The sequence below is a fragment of the Burkholderia sp. Ed8 genome (assembly GCF_040761425.1).
Classification (GTDB): Bacteria; Pseudomonadota; Gammaproteobacteria; order Burkholderiales; family Burkholderiaceae; genus Burkholderia; species Burkholderia seminalis.
Window position 1 is genome coordinate 3,785,050 of the sequence record NZ_CP142886.1, and the last position, 24,704, is coordinate 3,809,753.

General features: G+C 65.0%; 26 protein-coding genes. 15 read left to right on the top strand and 11 right to left on the bottom strand.

The window, feature by feature from the left end; translation table 11 throughout:
• Positions 1-53: 53 nt before the first annotated feature.
• Positions 54-2,036, bottom strand: a complete 1,983-nt coding sequence (acs, locus tag VXM69_RS31380; protein WP_059560137.1) for an acetate--CoA ligase — start codon at positions 2,034-2,036, stop codon at positions 54-56.
• A 316-nt stretch (positions 2,037-2,352) separates the two neighbouring features.
• Between acs and VXM69_RS31385 the strand changes: the two genes are divergently transcribed.
• The 9 genes from VXM69_RS31385 (at position 2,353) to VXM69_RS31425 (ending at position 9,650) form a co-directional block, all read left to right on the top strand.
• The gene (locus tag VXM69_RS31385; protein ID WP_034190361.1) at positions 2,353-3,261 is read left to right on the top strand and encodes a DMT family transporter; all 909 of its coding nucleotides are present in this window, start codon (positions 2,353-2,355) and stop codon (positions 3,259-3,261) included.
• A gap of 113 nt (positions 3,262-3,374) precedes the next feature.
• Positions 3,375-3,983: a TIGR00645 family protein gene (locus VXM69_RS31390; protein ID WP_367189754.1), complete on the top strand. Its 609-nt coding sequence runs from the start codon at positions 3,375-3,377 to the stop codon at positions 3,981-3,983.
• A 34-nt stretch (positions 3,984-4,017) separates the two neighbouring features.
• Positions 4,018-5,541 carry a fumarate hydratase gene (locus VXM69_RS31395; protein WP_367189755.1) on the top strand — a complete coding sequence of 508 codons (1,524 nt, stop codon included), beginning with the start codon at positions 4,018-4,020 and terminating at the stop codon, positions 5,539-5,541.
• A 193-nt stretch (positions 5,542-5,734) separates the two neighbouring features.
• Positions 5,735-6,211 carry a bacterioferritin gene (gene bfr / locus VXM69_RS31400; protein WP_006478315.1) on the top strand — a complete coding sequence of 159 codons (477 nt, stop codon included), beginning with the start codon at positions 5,735-5,737 and terminating at the stop codon, positions 6,209-6,211.
• 34 nt (positions 6,212-6,245) lie between these two features.
• Complete coding sequence (gene murI / locus VXM69_RS31405; protein ID WP_367189756.1) at positions 6,246-7,103, top strand: glutamate racemase; 858 nt, start codon at positions 6,246-6,248, stop codon at positions 7,101-7,103.
• 150 nt (positions 7,104-7,253) lie between these two features.
• The gene (locus VXM69_RS31410; protein WP_034190359.1) at positions 7,254-7,490 is read left to right on the top strand and encodes a (2Fe-2S)-binding protein; all 237 of its coding nucleotides are present in this window, start codon (positions 7,254-7,256) and stop codon (positions 7,488-7,490) included.
• A gap of 218 nt (positions 7,491-7,708) precedes the next feature.
• A complete protein-coding gene (locus tag VXM69_RS31415) occupies positions 7,709-8,440 on the top strand; it encodes an energy transducer TonB (protein ID WP_034190358.1) in 732 nt (243 codons plus the stop codon).
• Between the two features lie 36 nt (positions 8,441-8,476).
• Positions 8,477-9,208 carry a MotA/TolQ/ExbB proton channel family protein gene (locus VXM69_RS31420; protein WP_034190357.1) on the top strand — a complete coding sequence of 244 codons (732 nt, stop codon included), beginning with the start codon at positions 8,477-8,479 and terminating at the stop codon, positions 9,206-9,208.
• Positions 9,209-9,221: 13 nt separating this feature from the next.
• Positions 9,222-9,650, top strand: coding sequence for a biopolymer transporter ExbD (locus VXM69_RS31425; RefSeq protein WP_006478310.1), 429 nt, complete (start codon positions 9,222-9,224; stop codon positions 9,648-9,650).
• A gap of 387 nt (positions 9,651-10,037) precedes the next feature.
• Here the strand turns inward: VXM69_RS31425 and VXM69_RS31430 are convergent, their stop codons facing one another.
• Positions 10,038-11,012: a LysR substrate-binding domain-containing protein gene (locus VXM69_RS31430; protein WP_049028631.1), complete on the bottom strand. Its 975-nt coding sequence runs from the start codon at positions 11,010-11,012 to the stop codon at positions 10,038-10,040.
• A 122-nt stretch (positions 11,013-11,134) separates the two neighbouring features.
• Between VXM69_RS31430 and VXM69_RS31435 the strand changes: the two genes are divergently transcribed.
• The 3 genes from VXM69_RS31435 to hemP all read left to right on the top strand — a co-directional run bounded on the left by VXM69_RS31435 (position 11,135) and on the right by hemP (position 12,974).
• The gene (locus tag VXM69_RS31435; protein WP_034190355.1) at positions 11,135-12,007 is read left to right on the top strand and encodes a pirin family protein; all 873 of its coding nucleotides are present in this window, start codon (positions 11,135-11,137) and stop codon (positions 12,005-12,007) included.
• A 100-nt stretch (positions 12,008-12,107) separates the two neighbouring features.
• Positions 12,108-12,590, top strand: coding sequence for an SRPBCC family protein (locus tag VXM69_RS31440; protein WP_034190392.1), 483 nt, complete (start codon positions 12,108-12,110; stop codon positions 12,588-12,590).
• A 138-nt stretch (positions 12,591-12,728) separates the two neighbouring features.
• Positions 12,729-12,974: a hemin uptake protein HemP gene (gene hemP, locus VXM69_RS31445; protein WP_034190354.1), complete on the top strand. Its 246-nt coding sequence runs from the start codon at positions 12,729-12,731 to the stop codon at positions 12,972-12,974.
• Positions 12,975-13,245: 271 nt separating this feature from the next.
• Here the strand turns inward: hemP and VXM69_RS31450 are convergent, their stop codons facing one another.
• The 5 genes from VXM69_RS31450 to uvrB all read right to left on the bottom strand — a co-directional run bounded on the left by VXM69_RS31450 (position 13,246) and on the right by uvrB (position 18,798).
• Positions 13,246-14,643: a 4Fe-4S binding protein gene (locus VXM69_RS31450; protein WP_049028633.1), complete on the bottom strand. Its 1,398-nt coding sequence runs from the start codon at positions 14,641-14,643 to the stop codon at positions 13,246-13,248.
• Positions 14,640-15,482: an FTR1 family protein gene (locus VXM69_RS31455; RefSeq protein WP_034190352.1), complete on the bottom strand. Its 843-nt coding sequence runs from the start codon at positions 15,480-15,482 to the stop codon at positions 14,640-14,642. The genes VXM69_RS31450 and VXM69_RS31455 overlap by 4 nt, the downstream gene beginning before the upstream one ends.
• A 58-nt stretch (positions 15,483-15,540) precedes the next feature.
• Positions 15,541-15,873 carry a cupredoxin domain-containing protein gene (locus tag VXM69_RS31460; protein WP_034190351.1) on the bottom strand — a complete coding sequence of 111 codons (333 nt, stop codon included), beginning with the start codon at positions 15,871-15,873 and terminating at the stop codon, positions 15,541-15,543.
• Positions 15,874-15,928: 55 nt separating this feature from the next.
• Complete coding sequence (locus VXM69_RS31465; protein ID WP_034190350.1) at positions 15,929-16,480, bottom strand: iron transporter; 552 nt, start codon at positions 16,478-16,480, stop codon at positions 15,929-15,931.
• Between the two features lie 227 nt (positions 16,481-16,707).
• Entirely contained in the window at positions 16,708-18,798 is a 2,091-nt protein-coding gene (gene uvrB / locus VXM69_RS31470) for an excinuclease ABC subunit UvrB (protein WP_034190349.1), read from the bottom strand.
• A gap of 260 nt (positions 18,799-19,058) precedes the next feature.
• Between uvrB and VXM69_RS31475 the strand changes: the two genes are divergently transcribed.
• Positions 19,059-20,258 (top strand): amino acid aminotransferase, encoded by a 1,200-nt coding sequence (locus VXM69_RS31475; RefSeq protein WP_367189757.1) that lies wholly within the window; start codon positions 19,059-19,061, stop codon positions 20,256-20,258.
• Between the two features lie 118 nt (positions 20,259-20,376).
• On the opposite strand, the gene VXM69_RS31480 is transcribed toward VXM69_RS31475, so the two are convergent.
• Entirely contained in the window at positions 20,377-21,165 is a 789-nt protein-coding gene (locus VXM69_RS31480; RefSeq protein ID WP_069245676.1) for a 3-hydroxybutyrate dehydrogenase, read from the bottom strand.
• Positions 21,166-21,329: 164 nt separating this feature from the next.
• Here VXM69_RS31480 and VXM69_RS31485 point away from each other — a divergent pair, with 164 nt between their 5' ends.
• The gene (locus VXM69_RS31485) at positions 21,330-22,301 is read left to right on the top strand and encodes an aldo/keto reductase (protein ID WP_034191151.1); all 972 of its coding nucleotides are present in this window, start codon (positions 21,330-21,332) and stop codon (positions 22,299-22,301) included.
• 111 nt (positions 22,302-22,412) lie between these two features.
• Positions 22,413-23,258 carry a 23S rRNA (adenine(2030)-N(6))-methyltransferase RlmJ gene (locus tag VXM69_RS31490; protein ID WP_034191150.1) on the top strand — a complete coding sequence of 282 codons (846 nt, stop codon included), beginning with the start codon at positions 22,413-22,415 and terminating at the stop codon, positions 23,256-23,258.
• A 15-nt stretch (positions 23,259-23,273) separates the two neighbouring features.
• On the opposite strand, the gene VXM69_RS31495 is transcribed toward VXM69_RS31490, so the two are convergent.
• The 3 genes from VXM69_RS31495 to cueR all read right to left on the bottom strand — a co-directional run bounded on the left by VXM69_RS31495 (position 23,274) and on the right by cueR (position 24,523).
• Positions 23,274-23,642 (bottom strand): hypothetical protein, encoded by a 369-nt coding sequence (locus VXM69_RS31495; RefSeq protein WP_049032286.1) that lies wholly within the window; start codon positions 23,640-23,642, stop codon positions 23,274-23,276.
• 114 nt (positions 23,643-23,756) lie between these two features.
• Positions 23,757-23,903: a DUF3563 family protein gene (locus VXM69_RS31500; protein ID WP_006478295.1), complete on the bottom strand. Its 147-nt coding sequence runs from the start codon at positions 23,901-23,903 to the stop codon at positions 23,757-23,759.
• A gap of 215 nt (positions 23,904-24,118) precedes the next feature.
• A complete protein-coding gene (cueR, locus tag VXM69_RS31505) occupies positions 24,119-24,523 on the bottom strand; it encodes a Cu(I)-responsive transcriptional regulator (protein ID WP_034191148.1) in 405 nt (134 codons plus the stop codon).
• Positions 24,524-24,704 lie beyond the last annotated feature (181 nt).

Consider the following 24,704-nt stretch of genomic DNA (forward strand, 5'->3'; position numbering starts at 1 on the left):
GCAATCGGGATTGCCGCGCAGGGGCTCGTGCGCGAGACGCGCAGCCGGTACGATCAGCGCACTTCGGCGAGCTGCTCGAGGATGGCCGGATTCTCGAGCGTGGACGTATCCTGCGTGATCGCCTCGCCCTTCGCGAGCGAGCGCAGCAGGCGCCGCATGATCTTGCCCGAACGCGTCTTCGGCAGGTTGTCGCCGAAGCGGATGTCCTTCGGCTTCGCGATCGGCCCGATCTGCTTGCCGACCCAGTCGCGCAGCGTCTTCGCGAGCGCCGCGGCTTCGTCGCCTTCCGGACGCGCACGCTTGAGCACGACGAACGCGACGACCGCCTCGCCCGTCGTGTCGTCCGGGCGGCCGACCACGGCGGCCTCGGCCACGAGCTCGTGCGAGACCAGCGCCGATTCGATCTCCATCGTGCCGAGCCGGTGACCCGACACGTTCAGCACGTCGTCGATCCGGCCCATGATCGTGAAGTAGCCGGTGTCCTTGTCGCGCACGGTGCCGTCGCCGGCAAGGTACAACGTGCCGCCGAGTTCTTCCGGGTAGTAGCTCTTCTTGAAGCGTTCCGGGTCGCCCCAGATCGTGCGGATCATCGCGGGCCACGGGCGCTTGACGACGAGGATGCCGCCCTGCCCGTTCGGCACGTCCTGGCCCGTCTCGTCGACCACCGCGGCCATGATGCCCGGCAGCGGCAGCGTGCACGAACCGGGCACGGTCGGCGTCGCGCCCGGCAGCGGCGTGATCATGTGGCCGCCGGTTTCGGTTTGCCACCACGTATCGACGATCGGGCAGCGCTCCTGGCCGACGTGCTTGTGATACCACATCCACGCTTCCGGATTGATCGGCTCGCCGACCGTGCCGATGATGCGCAGGCTCGACAGGTCGTAGCTCTTCGGATGCACCTTGTCGTCGGCTTCGGCCGCCTTGATCAGCGAACGGATCGCGGTCGGCGCGGTGTAGAACACGGTGACCTTGTGATCGCCGATCATCTTCCAGAAGCGGCCGGCGTCCGGGTAGGTCGGCACGCCTTCGAACACGACCTGTGTGCCGCCGCATGCGAGCGGGCCGTACGTGATGTACGTGTGGCCCGTGACCCAGCCGATGTCGGCCGTGCACCAGAACACGTCGGTCGGTTTCCAGTCGAAAGTCCACTTCATCGTCTGCGCGGCCCACAGCAGGTAGCCGCCCGTGCTGTGCTGCACGCCCTTCGGCTTGCCGGTCGAGCCCGACGTATACAGGATGAACAGCGGGTGCTCGGCGCCGACCCATTCCGGCTCGCAGGTGTCGGACTCGCCGTCGGTCAGTTCGTGCATCCACAGGTCGCGGCCGGCATGCCAGTCGATCTTGCCGCCGGTGCGGCGATAGACGATCACGCTCTTCACCGCTTCGCAGCCGCCCAGCGCGAGCGCCTCGTCGGCAATGCTCTTGAGCGGCAGCGTCTTGCCGCCGCGCGCCTGCTCGTCGGCCGTGATCAGCGCGACCGCGCCGACGTCGACGAGCCGCTCGTTCAGCGATTTCGCGGAGAAGCCGCCGAACACGACCGAGTGCGTCGCGCCGATGCGCGCGCACGCCTGCATCGCGACGATGCCTTCGATCGACATCGGAATATAGATGACGACGCGGTCGCCCTTGCCGATCCCGCGTTTCTTAAGCGCATTCGCGAAGCGCGACACGCGCGCCAGTAGATCCGCATAGGTGACGCGCGTGACGGTGCCGTCGTCGGCCTCGAAGATCACCGCGACGCGCTCGCCGTTGCCGGCTTCGACGTGACGGTCGAGACAGTTGTACGACGCGTTCAGCTCGCCGTCGTCGAACCACTTGTAGAACGGCGCATTGCTCTCGTCGAGCACCTTCGAGAACGGCTTGTGCCACGTGAGGCCCTCGCGCGCGAGACGCGCCCAGAAGCCTTCGTAATCCTGCTCGGCCTCGGCGGCGAGCGCGCGATAGGCCGGCATGCCGGAAATGGTCGCCGCCTTCTCGAGCGCCGCGGGCGGCGGGAACTGACGGGTTTCGTGAAGAACCGATTCAATCGCAGACATCGACTACCCCTTGGTGAACATGAATCCTCTGGCGGCGCGATCGTGCGCGCCGCACGTGTCTTGGCCGGCGCATGCGCGCCGCTGTCTCCTACCCACCCGCACGCGGCCACGAAGGCCGCGCACGATGCTGCACCGCACCACATCACGCGAACGTGAACGGGCGGCCCGACGGTTTCCACGATAAGCGCCCGAACTTACCCGTCACTTACGCGGCATGGCCGTTTCGCACACCGGGCGGCACCGCATGACGGTCGGCTTTACGCTGTTACAACCGCGACCCTACAATCCTAACTGAACTCGCCTTCCGGATTCCAGCTTGAATCGCTACGCCCTCTTCCTCATCCTGTCGATGCTGTTCGTCGGCAGCAACGTCGGTATCGGTAAATCCATCGTCGCATTCGTTCCCGTCGCGATCCTCGCCACGCTGCGCTTCGTGATCGCGATCGCCGTCCTGTGGCCGCTGTTCAGCCCCGTGAAGATGCGCGCGGTCAAGCGCGGCGAATGGCTGAACCTGTTCCTGCAGGCGTTCTTCGGCACCTTCATGTTTACGCTGCTGATGCTCAACGGCGTGCAGCGCACGAGCGCGGTCGCGGCCGGCGTGATCACGAGCACGATCCCGGCGATCGTCGCGCTGTTCGCATGGCTGATCCTGCGTGAAAAACCGAACGGCCGTGCGCTCTTGTCGATCGCGCTCGCGATCGCCGGCGTCGTCACGATCAACCTCGCCAACGGCGGCGCGGCCGGGCATGACGGCCACGGCGACGCGTCCGGCTCGCTGACCGGCAACCTGCTGATCCTCGGCGCCGTGTGCTGCGAATCGATCTACGTGATCCTGTCGCGCCGGCTCACGCAGACGCTCGCGCCGATCGACATCTGCGCGTACACGCACCTGTTCGGCCTGTTCCTGATGCTGCCGCTCGGCGCGACCGCGCTGTGGCATTTCGATTACGCGAGCGTGCCGGCCGGCACCTGGGCACTCGTCGTCTGGTATGGCCTGTCGGCCAGCATCTTCTCGTTCTGGCTGTGGATGAAAGGCATCCGGCACGTGCCGGGCAGCCTCGCCGGCGTGTTCAGCGCGGTGCTGCCGATCGCCGCGGCCGCATACGGCATCGCGTTCCTCGGCGAGCGCCCGACGCTCGCACACGGCGTTGCGCTCGCCTGCGTGGTCACCGGCATCGTGCTCGCGAGCCTGCGCGTGAAACGCGTGCCGGCCGCCGCGTCCTGATCCGTCCCCGGCACACCCGGCGCGTCGCTGCAGTCGCGCCGGCCGACGCGTTACAATAGCGCGCCTTTTCAAGATTACCCCCGATACCTGCGCACCGCGCCCGTACCTCCATCATGTCCGCCCCGCATTCGCCCGGCCACCCGGCCCGCCGCCCGCTTCCCGCGCTGATTTTCATGAGCCGCTGGCTCCAGGTTCCGCTTTACCTCGGCCTGATCGTCGCGCAGGCCGTCTACGTGTTCCTGTTCCTGAAGGAAGTCTGGCACCTGCTGTCGCATGCGGCCGGTCTCGACGAGATCAGCGTGATGCTCGCGGTGCTCGGCCTGATCGACGTGGTGATGATCTCGAACCTGCTGATCATGGTGATCGTCGGCGGATACGAAACGTTCGTGTCGCGCCTCGGCATCGAGGGCCACCCCGACGAACCCGAATGGCTCGACCACGTGAACGCGGGCGTGCTGAAGGTCAAGCTGTCGATGGCGCTGATCAGCATTTCGTCGATCCACCTGCTGAAGACCTTCATCAACCCCGACCAGCACACGACGCACGCGATCATGTGGCAGGTGATCATCCACGTGTCGTTCCTCGTGTCGGCGCTCGTGATGGCGTGGGTCGACCGCCTGACGACGCACACGCACCCGGCCCATTTCCACGAGACGCACGCGCCGCACGCGAGCGCCGTGCCCGCGTCCCGCAAGCCGGCCGAAGCAGCCGCCAACGCATAAACGCATTCCCCACTGTCCCCACAGAGTCTCAGCCATGACCGTCATCAAACAGGAAGACCTGATCCAGAGCATCGCGGATTCGCTGCAGTACATCAGCTACTACCACCCGCTCGACTACATCCAGGCCCTCGGCCGCGCGTACGAGCTGGAAGAGAGCCCGGCCGCGAAGGATGCGATCGCGCAGATCCTCACGAACAGCCGCATGTGCGCGGAAGGCAAGCGCCCGATCTGCCAGGACACCGGCATCGTCACGATCTTCGTGAAGGTCGGCATGGACGTGCGCTGGGACGGCGCGACGATGGGCCTCACCGACATGATCAACGAAGGCGTGCGCCGCGGTTACACGCACCCGGACAACGTGCTGCGCGCGTCGATCGTCAATCCGCCGGAAGGCGCCCGCAAGAACACGAAGGACAACACGCCGGCCGTGATCCACTACGAGATCGTGCCGGGCGACAAGGTCGACGTGCAGGTCGCGGCGAAGGGCGGCGGCTCGGAGAACAAGTCGAAGTTCGTGATGCTCAATCCGTCCGATTCGATCGTCGACTGGGTGCTGAAGACGGTCCCGACGATGGGCGCGGGCTGGTGCCCGCCGGGCATGCTCGGGATCGGCATCGGCGGCACGGCCGAGAAGGCGATGCTGATGGCGAAGGAATCGCTGATGGAGCCGATCGACATCCAGGAAATCATCGCGCGCGGCCCGAAGGACTGGGTCGAGGAACTGCGCGTCGAACTGCACGAGAAGGTCAACGCGCTCGGTATCGGCGCGCAGGGCCTCGGCGGTCTCGCGACCGTGCTGGACGTGAAGATCATGGCGGCACCGACGCACGCGGCCTCGAAGCCGGTCGCGCTGATCCCGAACTGCGCGGCCACGCGCCACGCGCACTTCGTGCTCGACGGGTCGGGCCCGGCCAAGCTCGAAGCGCCGTCGCTCGACGCCTGGCCGAAGGTGCAGTGGGAGCCGAACACGGAAACGAGCAAGCGCGTCGACCTGAACACGCTGACGCCGGAAGAAGTCGCGAGCTGGACGCCGGGCCAGACGCTGCTGCTGTCGGGCAAGATGCTCACCGGCCGCGACGCCGCGCACAAGCGCATCGCCGACATGCTCGCGAAGGGCGAGAAGCTGCCGGTCGACTTCACGAACCGCGTGATCTACTACGTCGGCCCGGTCGATCCGGTGCGTGACGAAGTGGTCGGCCCGGCCGGCCCGACGACGGCCACGCGCATGGACAAGTTCACCGAGACGATGCTCGCGCAGACGGGCCTGATCTCGATGGTCGGCAAGGCCGAGCGCGGCCCGGTCGCGATCGATGCGATCAAGAAGCACAAGGCTGCGTACCTGATGGCGGTCGGCGGGGCGGCCTACCTCGTGTCGAAGGCGATCCGCGGCGCAAAGGTGCTCGCGTTCGAAGACCTCGGCATGGAAGCGATCTACGAGTTCGACGTGCTGGACATGCCGGTGACGGTCGCCGTCGATTCGTCGGGCACGTCGGTGCACCAGACCGGTCCGAAGGAGTGGCAGGCGAAGATCGGCAAGATCCCGGTCGCAACCGCTTAAGCGCGATCGAACGAAAGGCCGGACGGACGTCCGGCCTTTTTGCTTCTCGTTCTCATTATTGTGTACGGCCGGTTGTTCGAGGCTGATTCTCATTACACGCAAAAGGCAGGCCAGATAAGGCTTCGAGGCTTGGCTTTTCTCGTTCGAGCGATTATCGTTCGGTTTCTGAAGCCCCACTGAACAAGGAACAGCCATGCAAGGCGACAAGAAAGTCATCGAATACCTGAACGCCCAACTGAAGAACGAACTCACGGCGATCAACCAGTACTTCCTGCATGCCCGCATGTACAAGCACTGGGGTCTCGACAAGCTCGGCAAGCACGAGTACGACGAGTCGATCGGCGAGATGAAGCACGCCGACTGGCTGATCGAGCGCGTGTTCATGCTCGACGGCCTGCCGAACCTGCAGGACCTGCACAAGCTGCTCGTCGGCGAGGAAACCGAAGAGATCCTGAAGTGCGACCTGAAGCTCGAGCAGATCTCGCAGTCCACCTGCAAGGAAGCGATCGCCTACTGCGAATCGGTTCGCGACTACGTGTCGCGCGAGATCTTCGAAAAGATCCTCGACGACACCGAAGAACACATCGACTGGCTGGAAACGCAGATCGACCTGATCGGCAAGGTCGGCCTGCAGAACTACCAGCAAACGATGATGGGCTCGGCCGAGTAACCGGCCACATCGCCACCTTGCCGTCCGCATGACGATGACGCACCAGCCAGTCGCCTCCGGGGTCCGCCCCGCCGCCCCTGTCGGCATCTTCGACTCGGGGCTCGGCGGCCTGTCGGTGCTGCGCGCCGTGCGTGCGCACCTGCCCGGGGAATCGTTCGTCTACGTCGCCGATTCGCATCACGCGCCGTATGGCCCGCGCGACGAAGCGTTCATTACCGAGCGCACGCTGGCGATCGGCGAATGGCTCGCGCGCGAAGGCGCGAAGGCGCTCGTCGTCGCGTGCAACACGGCAACCGCACGTGCGATCGCGGCCATCCGCGAACGCCTGGCGATTCCGCTCGTCGGCGTCGAGCCGGGCATCAAGCCGGCCGCCGCGCTGTCCGCGACCGGCGTCGCCGGTGTCCTCGCCACGCAATCGACACTGAACAGCCCGCGCTTCCGGGCGCTGCTGGATCGCTACGGCGCCGGCCGCCGCTTCATCTGCCAGCCCGGCCACGGGCTCGTCGAGGCGATCGAACGCGGCGACACGAACTCACCCGCCCTACGTGCGTTGCTCGAGCGTTACCTGCAGCCGATGCTCGACGACGGCGCCGATACGCTGGTGCTCGGCTGCACGCACTACCCGTTCTTCACGGAAACGATTCGTGACCTTGTTGGCGATCGCCTGACGATCGTCGACACGAGCGACGCCATCGCGCGCCAGCTCGCCCGGGTGCTCGACGAACGCGGCCTGCGCGCGCCGGCCGGCACCCAGGCCGCGCCGCCCCGCTTCTGCTCGACGAGCGACGGCGTGCAACTGCGCGCCCTCGCGTCGACGCTGCTCGGCCTCGATGCGCCGGTCGAATCCGTCACCATTTCCTCGCCGAACGCGCGCGCCTGCGCGACTGCCTGACGCGGGCCCGCAGGCCCGCCCCCGCCGCAGTTCCGCCGCCCCAGCCATTTCAAGGGTCCGATGACCTTAAAAAAAGCCGGACCCAGGCTTGTCAACGTCTGCAAAATTAATGATAATAATTCGCATTAACGTTAGCTATCGCAACTCATCATGATCGTCTGCGTGTGCAAGTCTGTTTCCGATCGCAAGATTCGCGCGTCCCTCGCCGAGGGCGTCCACTCTTTCGATGAACTCCAGTTCGAACTCGGCGTGGCCACGTGCTGCGGCAAGTGCGAGGAGTCCGTACGCGACCTCATGGCCGAGCAAGGTGTCTGCGCAAGCCGGTGCGGTGTCGAGCATCACGCTCACCCGATCCCGGTCACGTTCTACGAACGCAAGGCAGCCTGAGCGGCGCCGAGCGTGCACATGCGGCCCAGGCCGCATTTTTTGTTTTGACCGTCAGCAAGCCACCGTCTGCGCGAGCCAGCGGCTTACCTGCCAAGGAGCCTGTCATGGAATTGCTGATCGGATTTGTGACCACCGTTTGCATCTCGCTGCTGATCTTCCGCAAGTGATGCCGATTCACCCGCCGCGCCCCGGGTGCGACATCGTTCTTTCAAGCTAACATGCAGGCTTCGCATCTCGCTCCTGCCGGCGCCATGCCGGCTGCACCACGTATGAATTCCCGAGTGATCGTCGTCGCGGTCGGTGTGCTTGCCGCACACGCGATCATGCTGACGGCCGCCTGGCTCCATCGCAACGCGCCGCCGCCGAAATCGGTCGAGGTCCAGACGATCACCGCGCAGCTCATCACGCCTGCCCCGATCGCGCAGCAGGTTGCGGCCGAATCGATCCCGCAGCCCGCGCCGCCGAAGCCCGTGCCGCGCGTGAAGCCGAAGGTCGAGCCGAAGCCGGTGCAGAAAGCGGCGAAGCCGACACCTCAACCGGTTGCGCAATCGCCAGCCCCGTCGCCCACCCCTGCGCCGGCCGCCGATCCGACGCCCGCGCCGGCCGCGCCCGCCCCCGCGGCACCGGCCGCCGCCCCCGGCCCGGCGCGCGAAACGATGCAGGTCAGCGCGCCGAAGAACGTGCCGACGCTCCAATGCAACTTCGTGAAGCCCGACTACCCGTCGATGTCGCGCCGACGCGGCGAATCGGGTACGGCCTACGTTCACTTCGTCGTCGGCGTGACCGGCAAGATCGAAAGCATCGACCTGCAGAAGAGCAGCGGCTACCCGCGCCTCGACGACGCCGCACTCGACGCGATGCGCTCGACCACCTGCCGTCCGTACATCGAGAACGGCCAGGCGATCCGCGCCGCCCGCACACAGCCCTACAGCTTCGGGCTCACCGACTAACCTGCCTCATCCGGAAGATTCAAAGGAAACAAGAAAATGCAAAGCTACGGTATCGCGCACGTCTGGGCGCAAGGTGATTTCGTCACGCGCGCCATCGCGATCACGCTGCTCGTGATGTCGGTCCTGTCGTGGATCGTGATCGTCATCAAGGGCTGGAACGTGATCCGCCTGAACCGTCTCACGAAGAATGCCGAACAGGCATTCTGGCATTCGGACAATTTCGACGACGGCATCAAGAAGCTCGGTCTCGCCGCATCGACGCCGAACGACAACCCGTTCCTCGCGCTCGCGCTGTCGGGCAAGGAAGCCGCCGACCATCACCACCAGACGCAACCGCACCTGCACGATCGCATGGACGTGTCGGACTGGGTCACGCGCTGCCTGAAGGACACGATGGACGAAGGCATCTCGCGCATGCAGAGCGGCCTCGCGATCCTCGCGTCGGTCGGCAGCACGGCACCGTTCGTCGGCCTGTTCGGCACGGTCTGGGGGATCTACCACGCGCTGCTCGCCATCGGCGCAACCGGCCAGACGTCGATCGACCAGGTCGCCGGCCCGGTCGGCGAATCGCTGATCATGACGGCCTTCGGCCTGTTCGTCGCGATCCCGGCCGTGCTCGGCTACAACGCGCTGACGCGCGCGAACAAGGGTGTCGTCAGCAAGCTGCGCCGCTTCGCGCACGGCCTGCACGCGTACTTCGTGACGGGCGCGAAGCTCGCATCGTCGTCGACGCGCGACGGCCTGCGTCTCGCGACGCGCGCCAGCTGAGACGAGGTGAACCATGGCCATGAACACCGGTTTCAGCGACGATGACGACGATGCAGTGATGAGCGAGATCAACATGACGCCGCTCGTCGACGTCATGCTCGTACTCCTGATCATTTTCCTCGTGACGATCCCGGCGATGCAGCATGCGGTGAAGATCGACCTGCCGCACGCCAGCAGCCAGCCCGTCGACGAAAAACCGCAGACGGTCGACGTCGCGATCCAGGGCGACGGCACGATCCTGTGGGACGACCACACGGTCACGCGCGAACAGTTGCAGGCTCGCATCGCGGAAGCCGCGAAACGCACGCCGCAGCCCGAGTTGCACCTGCGTGCGGATCGCAAGGTGGCATACGAGCACGTCGCGGAAGTGATGTCGGATGCGCAGGCCGGCGGCCTGACGAAGCTCGGCTTCGTCACGGAGCCGGGCGCGAAAGCGAAGTAACACGCGCCCGTCTCGCGATAACGCATCGCAGGCACCTCGCCGGCCACACCTAGCCGGCCGCCCACAAAGTAAAAGGCCTTCATCGCCAGATGAAGGCCTTTTTTCATGCGCACGCGGGCGCCTTCGGGCGGCGGGCTCTTCGGCGGTATCGGTTACGCCTCGAGCAACGCAAATGCGACTCTGCCGTGGTCTGCACGGACTGCGCGTTCTGCCCTATCTGGCTCACAATATATGCGGCCACCTGATTTCGCTCAGAACTTCCTTCACGAAATGGGATTTCAATATAGGCCCGCACGCGCACGCATTCAAGGTTCCGGCGATTGAAACTTGCGATTGCAGGCGACGCTTCAATGACAAAACAAATTTGCGTCGTCGTGCACGCTGTGTTCAGGTCGCCGAAACATCGGCCGCCGCTTCCTTCTTCGCGCGCTCGGGGCAGCCGGGCTCCTTGTACGCGCCATGATCGAGCTTCTCGACCAGGTAGTCGACGAACGCGCGCACCGCGGGCGGCATCCCCTGCCGCGACACGAACACCGCATACAGTTGCGGCACCGGCAGCGTCCAGCCCGGCATCACGGGTGACAGCTGCCCCGCACGCAGCGCGTTGCCGTACATCATCTCCGGCAGCGCCGCGATGCCGAGGCCGTCGAGCACGGCCTCGCGGATCGTCATCAGGTCGGCCGTCACGAGCCGCGGGTCATGCTCGTGCACGTGACGCGTGCCGTCCGGCGCGATCAGGTTGAACATGTGCCGCCCGTCGACGCTCGGCGTATCGAGCGTCTCGAAACCGGTCAGGTCGTCCGGCACCAGCGGCGGCGCATTCTGGCTCAGCAGGCTCGGCGCGCCGACCAGCATCTGTTCCGTGCGCCACAGCGGCCGCACGACGATGTTGGCGTTCTGCGGCGGTTCCGAGCGTACGCGCAGCGCGACGTCGATCGAATCCTCGAACAGGTCGATCACGCGATTCGTCACGCGGACGTGCACCTTCACCTCGGGATAGCGGCGCAGGAATTCGGGCAGGATGCGCGACAGCATCGTCTGCGACAGCGTGACGGGCACGCTGACCCGCACCGAACCGCGCGGCGACGCGCGCAACTGCTGCACCGCGTTCATCGCGGCCTGCGCTTCGGCCAGCATCGCCTGGCAATGCTGGTAGAACAGCTCGCCCGCCTCGGTCAGCGCGAGCTTGCGCGTCGAGCGCTGCAGCAGGCGCACGCCGAGCGCCGCCTCGAGTTCGGTCAGGCGCCGCGACAAGCGCGATTTCGAGATGCCCAGCACGCGCTCCGCGGCCGAGAAACCGCCATGTTCGACGACCTGGGAAAAGTACATCAGGTCGTTCAGGTTATGTGCATCGATATTCATCTCATCGTTCCAATTTCAGAACAATCCATTGCGAACCACCGCAAATCGAACGGTAAAGCGCCCAATATAATAGCGCTATGTTTCAGAAATGACGCTATTCCGATGATCTCGAGGGCTTCCTCATGACGACCGCTCGCTCGCTTGACCGTACCTACCCCGCGCTTCGCACCACCGAAGGCGGCGGGTTCGTGGTTCACCGTCCGTTCCCGACCCGATTGCTGATGGACTTCGATCCGTTCCTGCTGCTCGATGAAATGGGCCCCGTCGACTACGGCCCCGGCGAAGCCGTGGGCGCGCCCGACCATCCGCATCGCGGCTTCGAAACCGTGACGTATGCGCTCGACGGCCGCTTCCGCCATCGCGACTCGTCCGGCCACGCCGGCACGCTCGGCCCCGGCGACGTCCAGTGGATGACGGCCGGCGCCGGCGTCGTGCACAGCGAGATGCCCGATCCCGCGTTCGCACAGGCGGGCGGCCGCTCGCACGGCTTCCAGCTGTGGGTCAACCTGCCGCGCCGCGACAAGATGATCGCGCCGCGCTACCAGGAGATCCCGGCCGACCGCATCCCGACCGCGACATCGCCGGACGGCCGCGTGCACGTACGCGTGATCGCCGGCGAAGCGTTCGGCGTCCAGGCGGCGATCGAGACGCGCACGCCGATCCTCTACCAGCATTTCACGCTGGAGCCCGGCGCAACGGTCACGCAGCCCGTGCCGGCCGGTTATCGCGTGTTCGCCTATCCGATCGACGGAACGGGGCTCTACGGGCCCGACAGGCAGGCTGTCGACGCCCGGCACATGATCGTCTACGGCGACGACGGCGACACGGTCGCGTTCGCCGCCGGCGACACGCCGCTCGACCTGCTGCTGATCGGCGGCGTGCCGCTCAACGAGCCGATCGTCCGCTACGGCCCGTTCGTGATGAATACCGAGGAAGAGATCCGGCAAGCCGTCGTCGACTACCAGACGGGCCGCATGGGCCGCATCGACGCATGACGCCCGATCGGGGGCGGCAGGTGCCGCGAAACCGGCGGTTTTGCGTCACAATAACTTCTTGAACCATGTGGCCGCCCGCCACCAGAAGGAATCCGTCCCCTTGAACTTCGAACACCTGATCCAGATCAATTCCGACGATCCGGCCGTGCCGACCCTCACCCGCGACCAGCTCTGGGAGGGCCTCGTGCTGCGCGCCGAACAGCCGCAACTGTTCGTACTCGGCCTCGACAGCTGCGTCGTCCTCGAACGGACGGACACGACGCTCGAACGTGAGTTGCACTACGGCCATGCGACCGTGCGCGATCACGTCACGTTCACGCCGAACCAGCAGGTTCGCTACGACATCCGCGCGGCCGATGGCGAGATCGGCGGCTCGCTGACGATGACGATCGAGGAACGCGACGACCACGCGCTGTTCCTGCGTTTCGAGTACCGCACCACGCTGACCGTCACCGACGACAGCGAAGATGCGCGGCAGACGCACGGGATCGTCAAGGAGGCCTACCGCACGTCGGACATCGACACGGTGCGCCTGATCCGCGAATACGCGCAGGGCCGCAAGGACCCCGATCCGCTGCACTGACCGCGGCGGCGGCCTGCGGGCCGCCTTTTGATTCAAGCTATCAAGTCTGATGTTTCGATCGATAAAGAGTTTTTGTAAATGGGAATAGTTATCATTTAGAATTCATTCCATCGTATCGACAGTCACCGATCAAACCGAATGACCGACACCATGCGCCCGACCACGCTGACCCTGCGCCGCACGACCGGCACCGCGGCCAGCAGCCGCCAGAAGACGGCAGCGGTCACCACGCCGGCGAAACCGGCCGGCAACCGCGACACAGGCACGCGGGTCGTAAATAGCGACGCGCTGTTGCAGGGCCACAGCCACATCAGCATCGCGCACAACGGAGAGACGTATCAGTTGCGTGCCACGCGGCTCGGCAAACTGATCCTGACGAAGTAAGACAGAGTATTGTGGGGACCACCTCCCTGAGAGGTGTTGGGCAGTAGCCAGCGTAACGGCTTGCACGCGAGATCTAGACCCCTTCGTGCAAACACACTCAAGCAGCCGTTGCAGCAAGCCAAGCCACTTTTTTGGTTCTCGCACAAGGGTGAAAAAAAGCGGCACGTCGAAGGACGTGCCGCTTTTTTGTTAGCGCGGTCGATGCAGAAGGCATGCTGTCCACCCGCTTCGATACGCTGATGCATGCCGCCGAAGCCGCATGCAAAACCCGTCAGAAACCCCAGAACATCAGCCACCACGCACTGTCGACGACCGCCAACCCGACGGCGAACCACGCGAATGCCGCGAGCCGGCGCGGCCACGCCGCATAGCGCCCCGTCACTTTCCATGCGAGCCACGCGCTCCATGCATTGGCGCCGACTAGGATCGCGATGCGCACGTCGGTCGCCCACCCGAGCGGCACATGTTCGGCGCGCAACAGCGACAGCGTCGTGGCCGACAGGCCGAGGAACACGCCCGCTCCCGCGATCGGGATCAGTGCCTGCGCGAGATGATGCAGCCGCACGCGATCGAAGCGGCCGAGCATCAGCGTGGCGCCGCCCAGCAATATCAGCAGTGCAGTGCCGTACACGAGCCCCGTGCCGACGATGTAGCTGACGATCAGCCCGCCGTCGAGCCAGGAGAACACGTCGTTGCGATCCGGATAGTGCGTGAGCAGGAACCACGGCGCATTCGTTTCGAGCGGCCACGTGATGTCACGGTCGATCAGCCAGCCCGCGAGCCATTGCTTGATCTGCACGAACCACGGGCTGACGGTCCAGTGGAACGCGCCGATCGCGACACCGAGCAGGCCGTACAGGATCAGTGCGGTGTCCCACGCGCTCGCCTGCTGCGCACCGAGGTTCACGACCTCGTCGGACGGCGAGCGCAGCGACAGCGAGATCGCGTCGCGATGCCCGCTGCAGCGGCCGCACATATGGCACGCCGCCGCCCCCTTCATGCTGCGCAACGGCACGAGCGGCGCGCAGTTGATCGGAATCACGCGATGGCCGTGCTCGCCGTTCTTGTACGATCGGCGCCATGCATCCTCGTCGACCTTGTAGCGCATCGGCGCGAGCCGCGCGAGCAGCCCGAACACGCCGTTCACCGGGCACAGGTACTTGCACCACACGCGCTTCTCGCGGCCATACAGCAAGCCGATCACGATCGCGCCGACGGTCGAGCCGCCGAGCACGAATAGCACCGCGAGCGGGTACTGGTACACGCTCACCATCTGCCCGTAGATCGTCGTGATCCCGAACGCGACGAACGGCCAGCCGCCCCACCGGATCCAGCGCGGAATCGGGCCGCCGCGACCGAACTTGCTCGCGTATTCGGTGAGCGCGCCTTCCGGGCACAGCACGCCGCACCACACGCGGCCGAGCATCACCATCGACAGCAGCACGAACGGCCACCAGATGCCCCAGAACGCGAACTGCGCGATCAGCGTGAGGTTGCTCCACAGATGCGCGGAATCGTCCGGCAGCGGCAACACCGCCGGGACGATGATCAGGAACGCGTAGACCGCGACGACGATCCACTGGATGCCGCGGATCAGCGCGCTGTGGCGCTGCATCCACTGGCCGGCCTGTGCGAGCCAGCCCGGCTTGACTGCGGCGACCACGCTCATGCCGCGCGGCCCGCAGCGACGGCCGGACGGCGGCTCGCGCGCTTCATCAGCAGCCAGACGACGGCCCAGTACACCGCATAGGCGACCAGGTTGGTCAGTGCCGGGTGCGCACGATAGCCGGTCAGCGTCGCGACGAGCGAGCCGAACGTGCCCGAGTCATCGAGGATCGCGGACGTATCCCACACCTGCGAGATACCGAGCGGCAGGATTTCCTTGTCGATCAGCTTGTCGACACCCGTTTGGAACAGGCCCGCGCCGAGGAACAGCAGCATCACTTCGGTGACACGGAAGAAATGCCGCCACGAGAAGTACTTACCGCCGAGCTGCAGCAGGTAGAACGTGAAGAACGCCAGGCCGAGACCGATCAGGACCGCGAGCATCTGGTTGCCGTCGACGTGACCCGACTGGCCGAAACCGAGACCGTACAGGAAGATCACGGTCTCGCTGCCTTCACGCGCGATCGCGAGTGCGACCAGCACGGCGACGCCCCACCAGTTCGAATCGCGCGTGCTCTGCTGCAGCGATTGCTCCATGTCGCGCTTCAGCGTGCGGCCGTGCCGGCGCATCCACAGCACCATCTGCACGATCAGCACGCACGCGATCAGCACCATCGCGGTCTGGAAGTAGTCCTGCGCGTCGCCGGACAGCACTTCGGTGAAACCGACCAGCGCGGCGCCGAGGCCGACGGCCATCAGCAAGCCGACGCCGACGCCAGCCCACAGGAAAGGCAGGCCGCGGCGCGCGTCGTCGTCGCCGTTTTTCAGCCATGCATAGAGAATGCCGACGACGAGCAGCGCTTCGACGCTCTCCCGCCAGACGATGAACAAGATCTGACCCATCGATACCTCCTGACGCGCGGGGCAAGGGACTCGTACGCCCGCACGCAGATAAAACGCGTTACTTCGCGACGATCACGCCCTGTGCCTGCTGGTGGAAATCGTCGAAAAACTTGTATTCGCCCGGCGACAGCGGAGCGACGACCACGAACGAATCGGCGCCCGGTGCAAGCACCTTCTCCTTGCGCAACTGCACGCTCTCGAATTCGGCGGCGCCCTTGCCGGTGTTCTTGATCTCGATCTTGAAACGCTGGCCGGCCGGCACCTCGATGCGGGCGGGATTCAGCTTGCCGTCCGTCATCTCGAGCTTGAACGTCGGCAGATCGGCCGCGTGTGCGGCGCCGGCAAGCCACAGCGCAGCGGCCGCGGCAACGATTTTCTGGGGAATTTTCATTCTGGGTTCTCTACGCCGACGGCGCGCCGAAGCGCGCCGTTCGTGATGCTGCCGATCAGTAACCGCCCTTCTTGCCGATACCGGCGAACGGGAAGTCGTACTCGAGCGTGATGGGCTTGAACCATGCACCCACGCCCGTTTCCTTGTCGACGTGGCGGCCGAATGCCATGTGGCCCGACTGCATCGGCGGCTTGACGACCATCGTCAGGTGATACTTGCCGGGGCCGTTCAGCTTCACGTTGTCGCCATAGTGCGGGCCGTCGCTCGCGACCATGCCCATCAGGTCGCCTTCAGCCTTCCACTTCGTGTCGCCCTGCTTCGTCAGCTTGTACGTGACCTGCAGGTACGGCATCCAGTCGCCCTCCGCGAAACCCGTCGGGTTGTTCTTGACCGCATGGATGTCGGCCTCGAGGTGGATGTCGGAATCCGACGCCTTGCGCATCATCCCTTCCGGGTCCATCGTGATCGGCTGCAGGTACACCGCGCCGATTTCCATGCCGCCCTGGATCTGCTGCTTGCCGATCGGATATTCGGCAGCCGAGGCCGACATCGCGGCAAGCGCCGCCGCTACCGCAACCGTCGTGCGGATGAACGAAGAACCCAACATGGACACTCCTTGTTATTTGTCTGACTATCTTGACGACACCCGGGCCGCCGCCGGGGCCGCCCGCTGGAAACACTAACGCGACGAAGAACGTTAATGCGAACAATTCTCAATCATGGCGAAGTTTAGCACCGAACCCGATTCGGAACAAACGAAGAGCCACGTAAACCCCTGATCCGACAAGGCTTACAGGCGCTTTACCGCAAGGTTTCGGTGACGCTTGGAAAGAGTTACCGGCCGCCGCTGATGTGGTCGCCGACGTTCGCGCCGAACACGCGCTCGCGCAGCACGGCAAGCTGGTCGCGCGTCGCGGCGGCCTTCTCGAATTCGAGGTTCTTCGCGTAATCGGCCATCTGCTTCTCGAGACGCTTGATTTCCTTCGCGAGTTGCTTTTCCGACATGTCCTCGAATTTCGCGCGCTGCTGCGCTTCTTTCAGCTCCGCACGCGCGTCGTCGGCGTTGTAGACGCCGTCGATGATGTCCTTGATGCGCTTCACGACGCCGCGCGGCGTGATGCCCATCTTTTCGTTGTAGGCCATCTGCTTCGCGCGGCGCCGCTCGGTCTCGCCGATCGCGCGCGTCATCGAATCGGTCATGTTGTCCGCGTAGAGGATCGCCTTGCCGTTCACGTTCCGCGCGGCACGGCCGATCGTCTGGATCAACGAGCGCTCGGCGCGCAGGAAGCCTTCCTTGTCCGCGTCGAGGATCGCGACGAGCGACACTTCCGGAATGTCGAGGCCCTCGCGCAGCAGGTTGATCCCGACCAGCACGTCGAACGTGCCGAGCCGCAGGTCCCGGATGATCTCGACGCGCTCGACCGTGTCGATGTCGCTGTGCAGGTAGCGCACCTTGACGCCGTGGTCGGCCAGGAATTCCGTGAGCTGCTCGGCCATGCGCTTCGTCAGCACGGTGATCAGCACACGCTCGCCGGCCTTCACGCGCGCGTTGATCTCGGTCAGCACGTCGTCGACCTGCGTGCTCGCGGGCCGCACCTCGATTTCCGGATCGACGAGGCCCGTCGGCCGCACGACCTGCTCGGCGATCTGCCCCGTTACGCGCTTCTCGTAGTCGGCCGGCGTGGCCGACACGAACACGACCTGGCGCATCTTGCGCTCGAACTCGGGGAACTTCAGCGGCCGGTTGTCGAGCGCCGACGGCAGGCGGAACCCGTAATTGACGAGGTTTTCCTTGCGCGCGCGGTCGCCGTTGTACATCCCGTTCAACTGGCCGATCAGCACGTGCGATTCGTCGAGCAGCATCAGCGCATCGGGCGGCAGGTAGTCGACGAGCGTCGGCGGCGGGTCGCCGGGCGCCGCTCCCGAGAAATGCCGCGAGTAGTTCTCGATACCCTTGCAGAAGCCGAGCTCCTGCAGCATCTCGAGATCGAAGCGCGTGCGCTGCTCGAGACGCTGCGCCTCGACGAGCTTGCCCTCGCGATGGAAGAACTCGAGGCGTTCGCGCAATTCTTCCTTGATCGTCTCGACGGCCCGCATCACGGTGTCGCGCGGCGTCACGTAGTGCGACGACGGATACACGGTGAAGCGCGGAATCTTCTGCCGCACGCGCCCCGTCAGCGGGTCGAACAAGTGCAGCGTCTCGACCTCGTCGTCGAACAGCTCGACGCGTACGGCCATTTCCGCGTGTTCGGCCGGGAAGATGTCGATCGTGTCGCCGCGCACGCGGAACGTGCCGCGCTGGAAATCCTGCTCGTTGCGCGTGTACTGCATCGCGATCAGCCGCGCGATCACGTCGCGCTGGCCGAGCTTGTCGCCGGTGCGCAGCGTCAGGATCATCTGGTGGTATTCGGACGGGTTGCCGATACCGTAGATCGCCGACACCGTCGCGACGATCACCACGTCGCGGCGCTCCATCAGGCTCTTGGTCGCCGACAGCCGCATCTGCTCGATGTGCTCGTTGATCGACGAATCCTTCTCGATGAACAGGTCGCGCTGCGGCACATACGCCTCAGGCTGGTAGTAGTCGTAGTACGAGACGAAGTACTCGACCGCGTTGCGCGGGAAGAACTCGCGGAACTCCGCATAGAGCTGGGCCGCGAGCGTCTTGTTCGGCGCGAACACGATCGCCGGGCGGCCGAGCCGCGCGATCGTGTTGGCCATCGTGAAGGTCTTGCCCGACCCCGTCACGCCGAGCAGCGTCTGGAAGGCAAGGCCGTCGCCGACGCCTTCGACAAGCGTCTCGATCGCGGTCGGCTGGTCGCCGGCGGGCAGATACGGCTGGTACAGCTGGAACGGCGACCCTTCGAAGGTGACGAATTTGGATTCGTCGAGCGCGTCGCCGACTTCGGCATGATGTTCGGACATGGAGTGCGGCCGGAGCAAGGGCAAAGAAAGCATTCTAGCGCTTCGCGGCCGCGCGAACTGCTGTCGGCTCCTGACGCGCCACGGCCGCCCGAAATCGCGATTCGGCGGCGAATCGCGACGGATTCGCCGCCCCCGCCGGCGCGAATTCGCTACAATATCAGGCTGCTGCGCTTTCCGGCGCCGTGCCGTTGGCGCGCGGTCCGCTGCGCCCGCCCTGCCGGCTGAAAGCCTGACCCTCTTTTCACTACTGCCGAATCATCATGTCGCTCTTCTCCGCTGTCCAGCTTGCTCCCCGCGACCCGATCCTGGGCCTGAACGAAGCCTTCAACGCCGATGCGCGTCCGACCAAGGTCAACCTCGGCGTTGGCGTGTACACGAACGAAGACGGCAAGATTCCGCTGCCGCGCGCGGTTCGGGAGGCCGAGCAGGCGCGTGTCGAGGCCGGCTTGCCGCGCGGCTACCTGCCGATCGACGGGATCGCCGCCTACGATGCGGCCGTGCAGAAGCTGCTGCTCGGCAACGACTCGCCGCTGATCGCGGCGGGCCGCGTGGTCACGGCCCAGGCACTGGGCGGCACGGGCGCGTTGAAGATCGGTGCGGACTTCCTGCGCACCGTGAACCCGAACGTGAAGGTCGCGATCAGCGATCCGAGCTGGGAAAACCACCGCGCGCTGTTCGAAGCCGCCGGCTTCGAAGTCGTCGCGTACCCGTACTACGACGCGGCCACCAACGGCGTGAACTTCGAAGGCATGCTGTCGGCGCTGAACGGCTACGAAGCCGGCACGGTCGTCGTGCTGCACGCGTGCTGCCACAACCCGACCGGCGTGGACCTGACCGAAGCGCAATGGCAACAGGTCGTCGACGTCGTGAAGGCGCGCAATCTCGTGCCGTTCCTCGACATGGCGTACCAGGGCTTCGGCGAGAACATCGAGGCCGATGCCGCCGCCGTGCGTCTGTTTGCCGCGGCCGACCTGAACGCATTCGTGTCGTCGTCGTTCTCGAAGTCGTTCTCGCTGTACGGCGAGCGCGTCGGCGCGCTGTCGATCATCACGTCGAGCAAGGAAGAAGCGACGCGCGTGCTGTCGCAACTGAAGCGCGTGATCCGCACGAACTACTCGAACCCGCCGACCCATGGCGGCGCCGTCGTCGCAGCCGTGCTCGCGTCGCCGGAACTGCACGCCTCGTGGGTGCAGGAACTCGGCGAGATGCGCGATCGGATCCGCGCGATGCGTAACGGTCTCGTCGAGCGCCTGAAGGCGAGCGGCGTCGATCGCGATTTCAGCTTCATCAACGCACAGCGCGGGATGTTCTCGTATTCGGGCCTGACCTCGGCGCAAGTCGATCGCCTGCGCGACGAGTTCGGCATCTATGCGGTCGGCACGGGCCGGATCTGCGTTGCCGCGCTGAACACGCGCAACCTCGACGCGGTCGCCAACGCGATTGCTGCCGTCCTGAAGTAACGCGGCACCGGGTGGCAGCCGTCAACGGCTCCGCCCTCCGACATGAAAAACGCGCTCCACGGAGCGCGTTTTTTTCTGCCGTCCTACCCGGCAGGCGGCCATGCCGCCCGCCCCCGCGTTACTGCATGAACCAGCCGTGGCTGACGACGAGCGACTGGCCCGTGAGCGCGGCGCTCGGGAACGCCGACAGGAACAGCACCGTCTGCGCGACGTCCTGCACCGTCGTGAACACGCCGTCGACCGTGTTGCCGAGCATCACCTTCTTCACCACTTCCTCTTCGCTGATGCCGAGCTCCTTGGCCTGCTCCGGAATCTGCTTGTCGACCAGCGGCGTGCGCACGAAACCCGGACACACGACGTGCGAGCGCACGTTGTGCTTCGCGCCTTCCTTCGCCAGCACGCGGGCGAGGCCCAGCAGGCCATGCTTGGCCGTCACGTACGCCGACTTCAGCGGCGACGCTTCATGCGAGTGCACCGAACCCATGTAGATCACGACGCCGCCGCGATCGTCCTTGTACATGTGCTTGAGCGCGGCTTTCGTCGTCAGGAACGCGCCGTCGACGTGGATCGCCTGCATCTTCTTCCAGTCGGAGAACGAATAATTCTCGATCGGGTTGACGATCTGGATGCCGGCGTTCGACACGAGGATGTCGACCGAGCCGAATGCCTCGGCAACCTTGTCGATGCCGCTGTTCACGGCGTCCTCGTTCGTCACGTCCATCGCGACGCCGATCGCCTTGCCGCCCGCCTTGTTGATCTCGTCGGCGACCGCGTTCGCGCCGTCCTGGTTCAGGTCGGCGATCGCGACGGCCGCGCCCGCCTTGGCGAGCTCGAGGGCGATTTCCTTGCCGATGCCGCTCGCGGCGCCCGTGACGACTGCGGTCTTGCCATTCAGATCTGCTGCCATGTCCGTCTCCTCCCGTTATCGGATCGAAAAAGTACGCGCCCGCCCCTTCGGCATTCGTCGCCGGTGCGACGCGGCGGGCCAGCCGTCATTGTGCACGATCGGCCCCGCCGTTCGCGCGCAAAACGTCTAAGCTTAAGGTCGGTTCCGTCACGCGGGAGATTCACATGCACTATCGACGGCTAGGCCGCTCCGGCCTGCAGATCAGCGCGCTTTCGCTCGGCTCCTGGGTCACGTACGGCAACCAGGTCGACCAGCGGGTCGCGCGCGAATGCCTCGCCGCGGCACGCGACGCGGGCGTCAATTTCTTCGACAACGCCGAGGTCTACGCCGGCGGCAAATCCGAGGAGATCATGGGCCACGCGCTCAAGTCGCTCGACTGGCCGCGCGTCAGCTACATCGTGTCGACGAAGTTCTTCTGGGGGCTCGCCGAGGCGCCGAACCAGTATCACACGCTGAACCGGAAATACCTGTTGAACGCCATCGACGGCTCGCTGCGCCGGCTCCAGCTCGACTATGTCGATCTCGTCTATTGCCATCGCCCCGATCCGAACACGCCGATCGAGGAAACCGTCTGGGCAATGAGCGACATGATCGCGCGCGGCAAGGCGCTGTACTGGGGCACGTCGGAATGGAGCGCCGACGAAATCCGTGCCGCATGCGAGATCGCCGAACGGCATCACCTGCGCAAGCCCGTCGTCGAACAGCCGCAGTACAACCTGTTCCACCGCACGCGGGTCGAGCACGAATATGCGCGGCTCTACGAGGATTACGGTCTCGGCCTCACGACCTGGAGCCCGCTGGCGTCGGGCCTGCTCACCGGCAAGTATCGCAACGGCGTGCCGCCCGGCAGCCGCGCGCAGTTGCAGGGTTACGACTGGATGCGTGACCGCCTGACCGATCAGGCGGCCAACGATATCGTCGAGCGGCTCGGCGGAATCGCGGCCGAGCTCGGCTGCAGCACGGGCCAGCTCGCGATCGCGTGGGCACTCGCGAATCCGCACGTCAGTTCGGTCATCACGGGCGCGTCGCGGATCGAGCAGATCGGCGACAACATGCGCGCGCTCGACGTCGCGGCGAAGCTGACGCCGGACGTGAAGCAACGCATCGAGGAGGTGGTCGGCGACGCATATGAATAAGGCGATGCACGGCCACTCGCGTACAATACGCGGCCGCATCGGCGCCCGGCCCGACGGCCGCGCGCGATCGACCGCTTTCATCGATTCACCTTTCGTTTCAGGCAGCCCGCCATGCTCAGTTATCGTCACGGTTTTCACGCAGGCAACCACGCGGACGTGCTCAAGCACGCCGTCGTCGTCCAGCTGCTGCGCTACCTGAACAAGAAGGACAAGTCGTACTGGTACATCGACACACATGCGGGTGCCGGCGTGTACTCGTTGCGCGACGGCTATGCGGCAAAAACGTCGGAATTCGACACCGGCATCGGCCGGCTGTGGGACGAAAAGAACCTGCCGGAAGCGCTGGGCGAGTATGTCGACGAAGTCCGCGCGCTGAACGACGATGGCGAACTGCGCTTCTATCCCGGTTCGCCGTACATCGCCTGGCGATCGATGCGCGAACAGGACCGCATGCGCCTGTTCGAAATGCACACGACCGAAATCGACGTGCTGCGCCACAATTTCCGCGACGCGGGGCGACGCGCGATGATCTTCGCCGGCGACGGCTTCGAAGGGATCAAGGCGCTGCTGCCGCCGCCGCCGCGACGCGCACTCGTGCTGATCGACCCGTCCTACGAGGACAAGAAGGACTACGCGCGCACGGTGAGTTGCGTAACGGAATGCCTGAAGCGATTCGCGACGGGCTGCTATGCGATCTGGTACCCGCAGGTCACGCGGCTGGAGTCGCAGCGCTTTCCCGAGCAGTTGAAGCGCCTGCAGCCGAACAACTGGTTGCACCTGACGCTGACGGTATCGAATCCGCCGACGGACGGCCTGGGCCTCTACGGCAGCGGGATGTTCATCCTGAATCCGCCGTACACGCTCGCGCAGAGCATGAAAGAAACCCTGCCCTATCTGGTCGAGAAGCTGGGACAGGATAGCGGCGCCCGCTGTCAGATCGAGCACCGCGGCAACTGATCCGGCGACCGGCCGTTACGGCTGCGGCCTCGGCGCGAGCCGCGGCTGATTGACTGGCTGCCCGCCCCACGTGGGAACGTTGATATAAGGCGCGACGAACAGCGGAACCGACGTGTTCGGCGCCTGCCCGGCCGGGGCACGCATGCCCGCCGGCTCGACGATCGGCTCCGCAGACAGCGGTGCTGTCTGCAAGACCAATCCGCCCTTGCCGTCCTGGATACCGCGTTGCGTATCGAGAACCAGCGGTTTGGACGACGTTGCGGCACTGGCTGCAAGGCCATGGACAAGCACCGCCGCGCCCAGAACGAGACGCGCGCGAGCACTGCGACGCACATCGAGACGCAAACGCATGATCGTGTCCTTCAGGATGAAAAGCAGGCCCATACCATAGCGCTGCACTGACGATTTCGCCAGATCCGGTGCACAAAAAAACAAAGCCCCGTCAATACGGGGCTTGCTAATCGTTCGGTGCCACACGGCACCTGACGGTAACTCCGATTACAGCGAGTAGCCGTTGGTTTCGAGCGAGCGGATACGGCTCTCGAGCTGGACGATGTCCGACGACGTGGCGAGGTAAGCCTCACGGCGTTCACGTTCTGCGGATTCGAACCAGTTGCTCAGCTTTTCGACGATGTAGGCGATCATGACATTCTCCAAGGAAGAGGGACCCCTGGTGAATCGAGATTCAGGGATTTCCCGTATAGGGTTATCCCGAATTATAGCGATGCCGCACCAAGATGCCAGTGAAATACTTGCATGGAGACCATTCCAAATCGGAATGGCTGATCGCAAAACAAACCTAACCCGTTGATTTTTATAGATATTGAATTCGGGCGCGTTTTGCGACTCGAGCGCGCGCACTAATTTGGTTCACCGACCGGGTCGGCAAGGCGCGCCAAAATCGGGCATTCCGGCCGACCGTCACCATGGCAGTGCGCGGCGAGATCGGCCAGCGTGTTGCGCATGTCGCTCAGCTCCGCGATACGTTTGTCGAGCTCGGCCACGTGCTCAAGGGCGATCGACTTCACTTCGGCACTCGCACGGGAGCGATCCTGCCAGAGCATCAGCAGTTTGCGGATGTCCTCGACGAGAAAGCCAAGCCGCCGGGCCTGACGGATGAATCGCAGGATATGGATTTCGTCCGCACCGTAAATCCGGTAGCCGGCGTCGGTACGCTTGCTCGGTGCAAGGAGGCCAACCTGTTCGTAGTACCGGATCATCTTTGCGCTGACTCCGGATTCGCGTGACGCATCGCCGATATTCATTCCCCGCCCTCTCCATCAAGCCCCGGTTTCGACCGTGAACGTCGACGAATGCAATCGTTGACGACATATCGATCGTATCAAATCACGCAGTTTCGTTCCGCGATCGGGGGCTGGCAGCAGAATAGCGGTGGATCTGGCGGGCAGTGACGGGATGCGATGAGTTTTCTGCGCCGACGCGCAT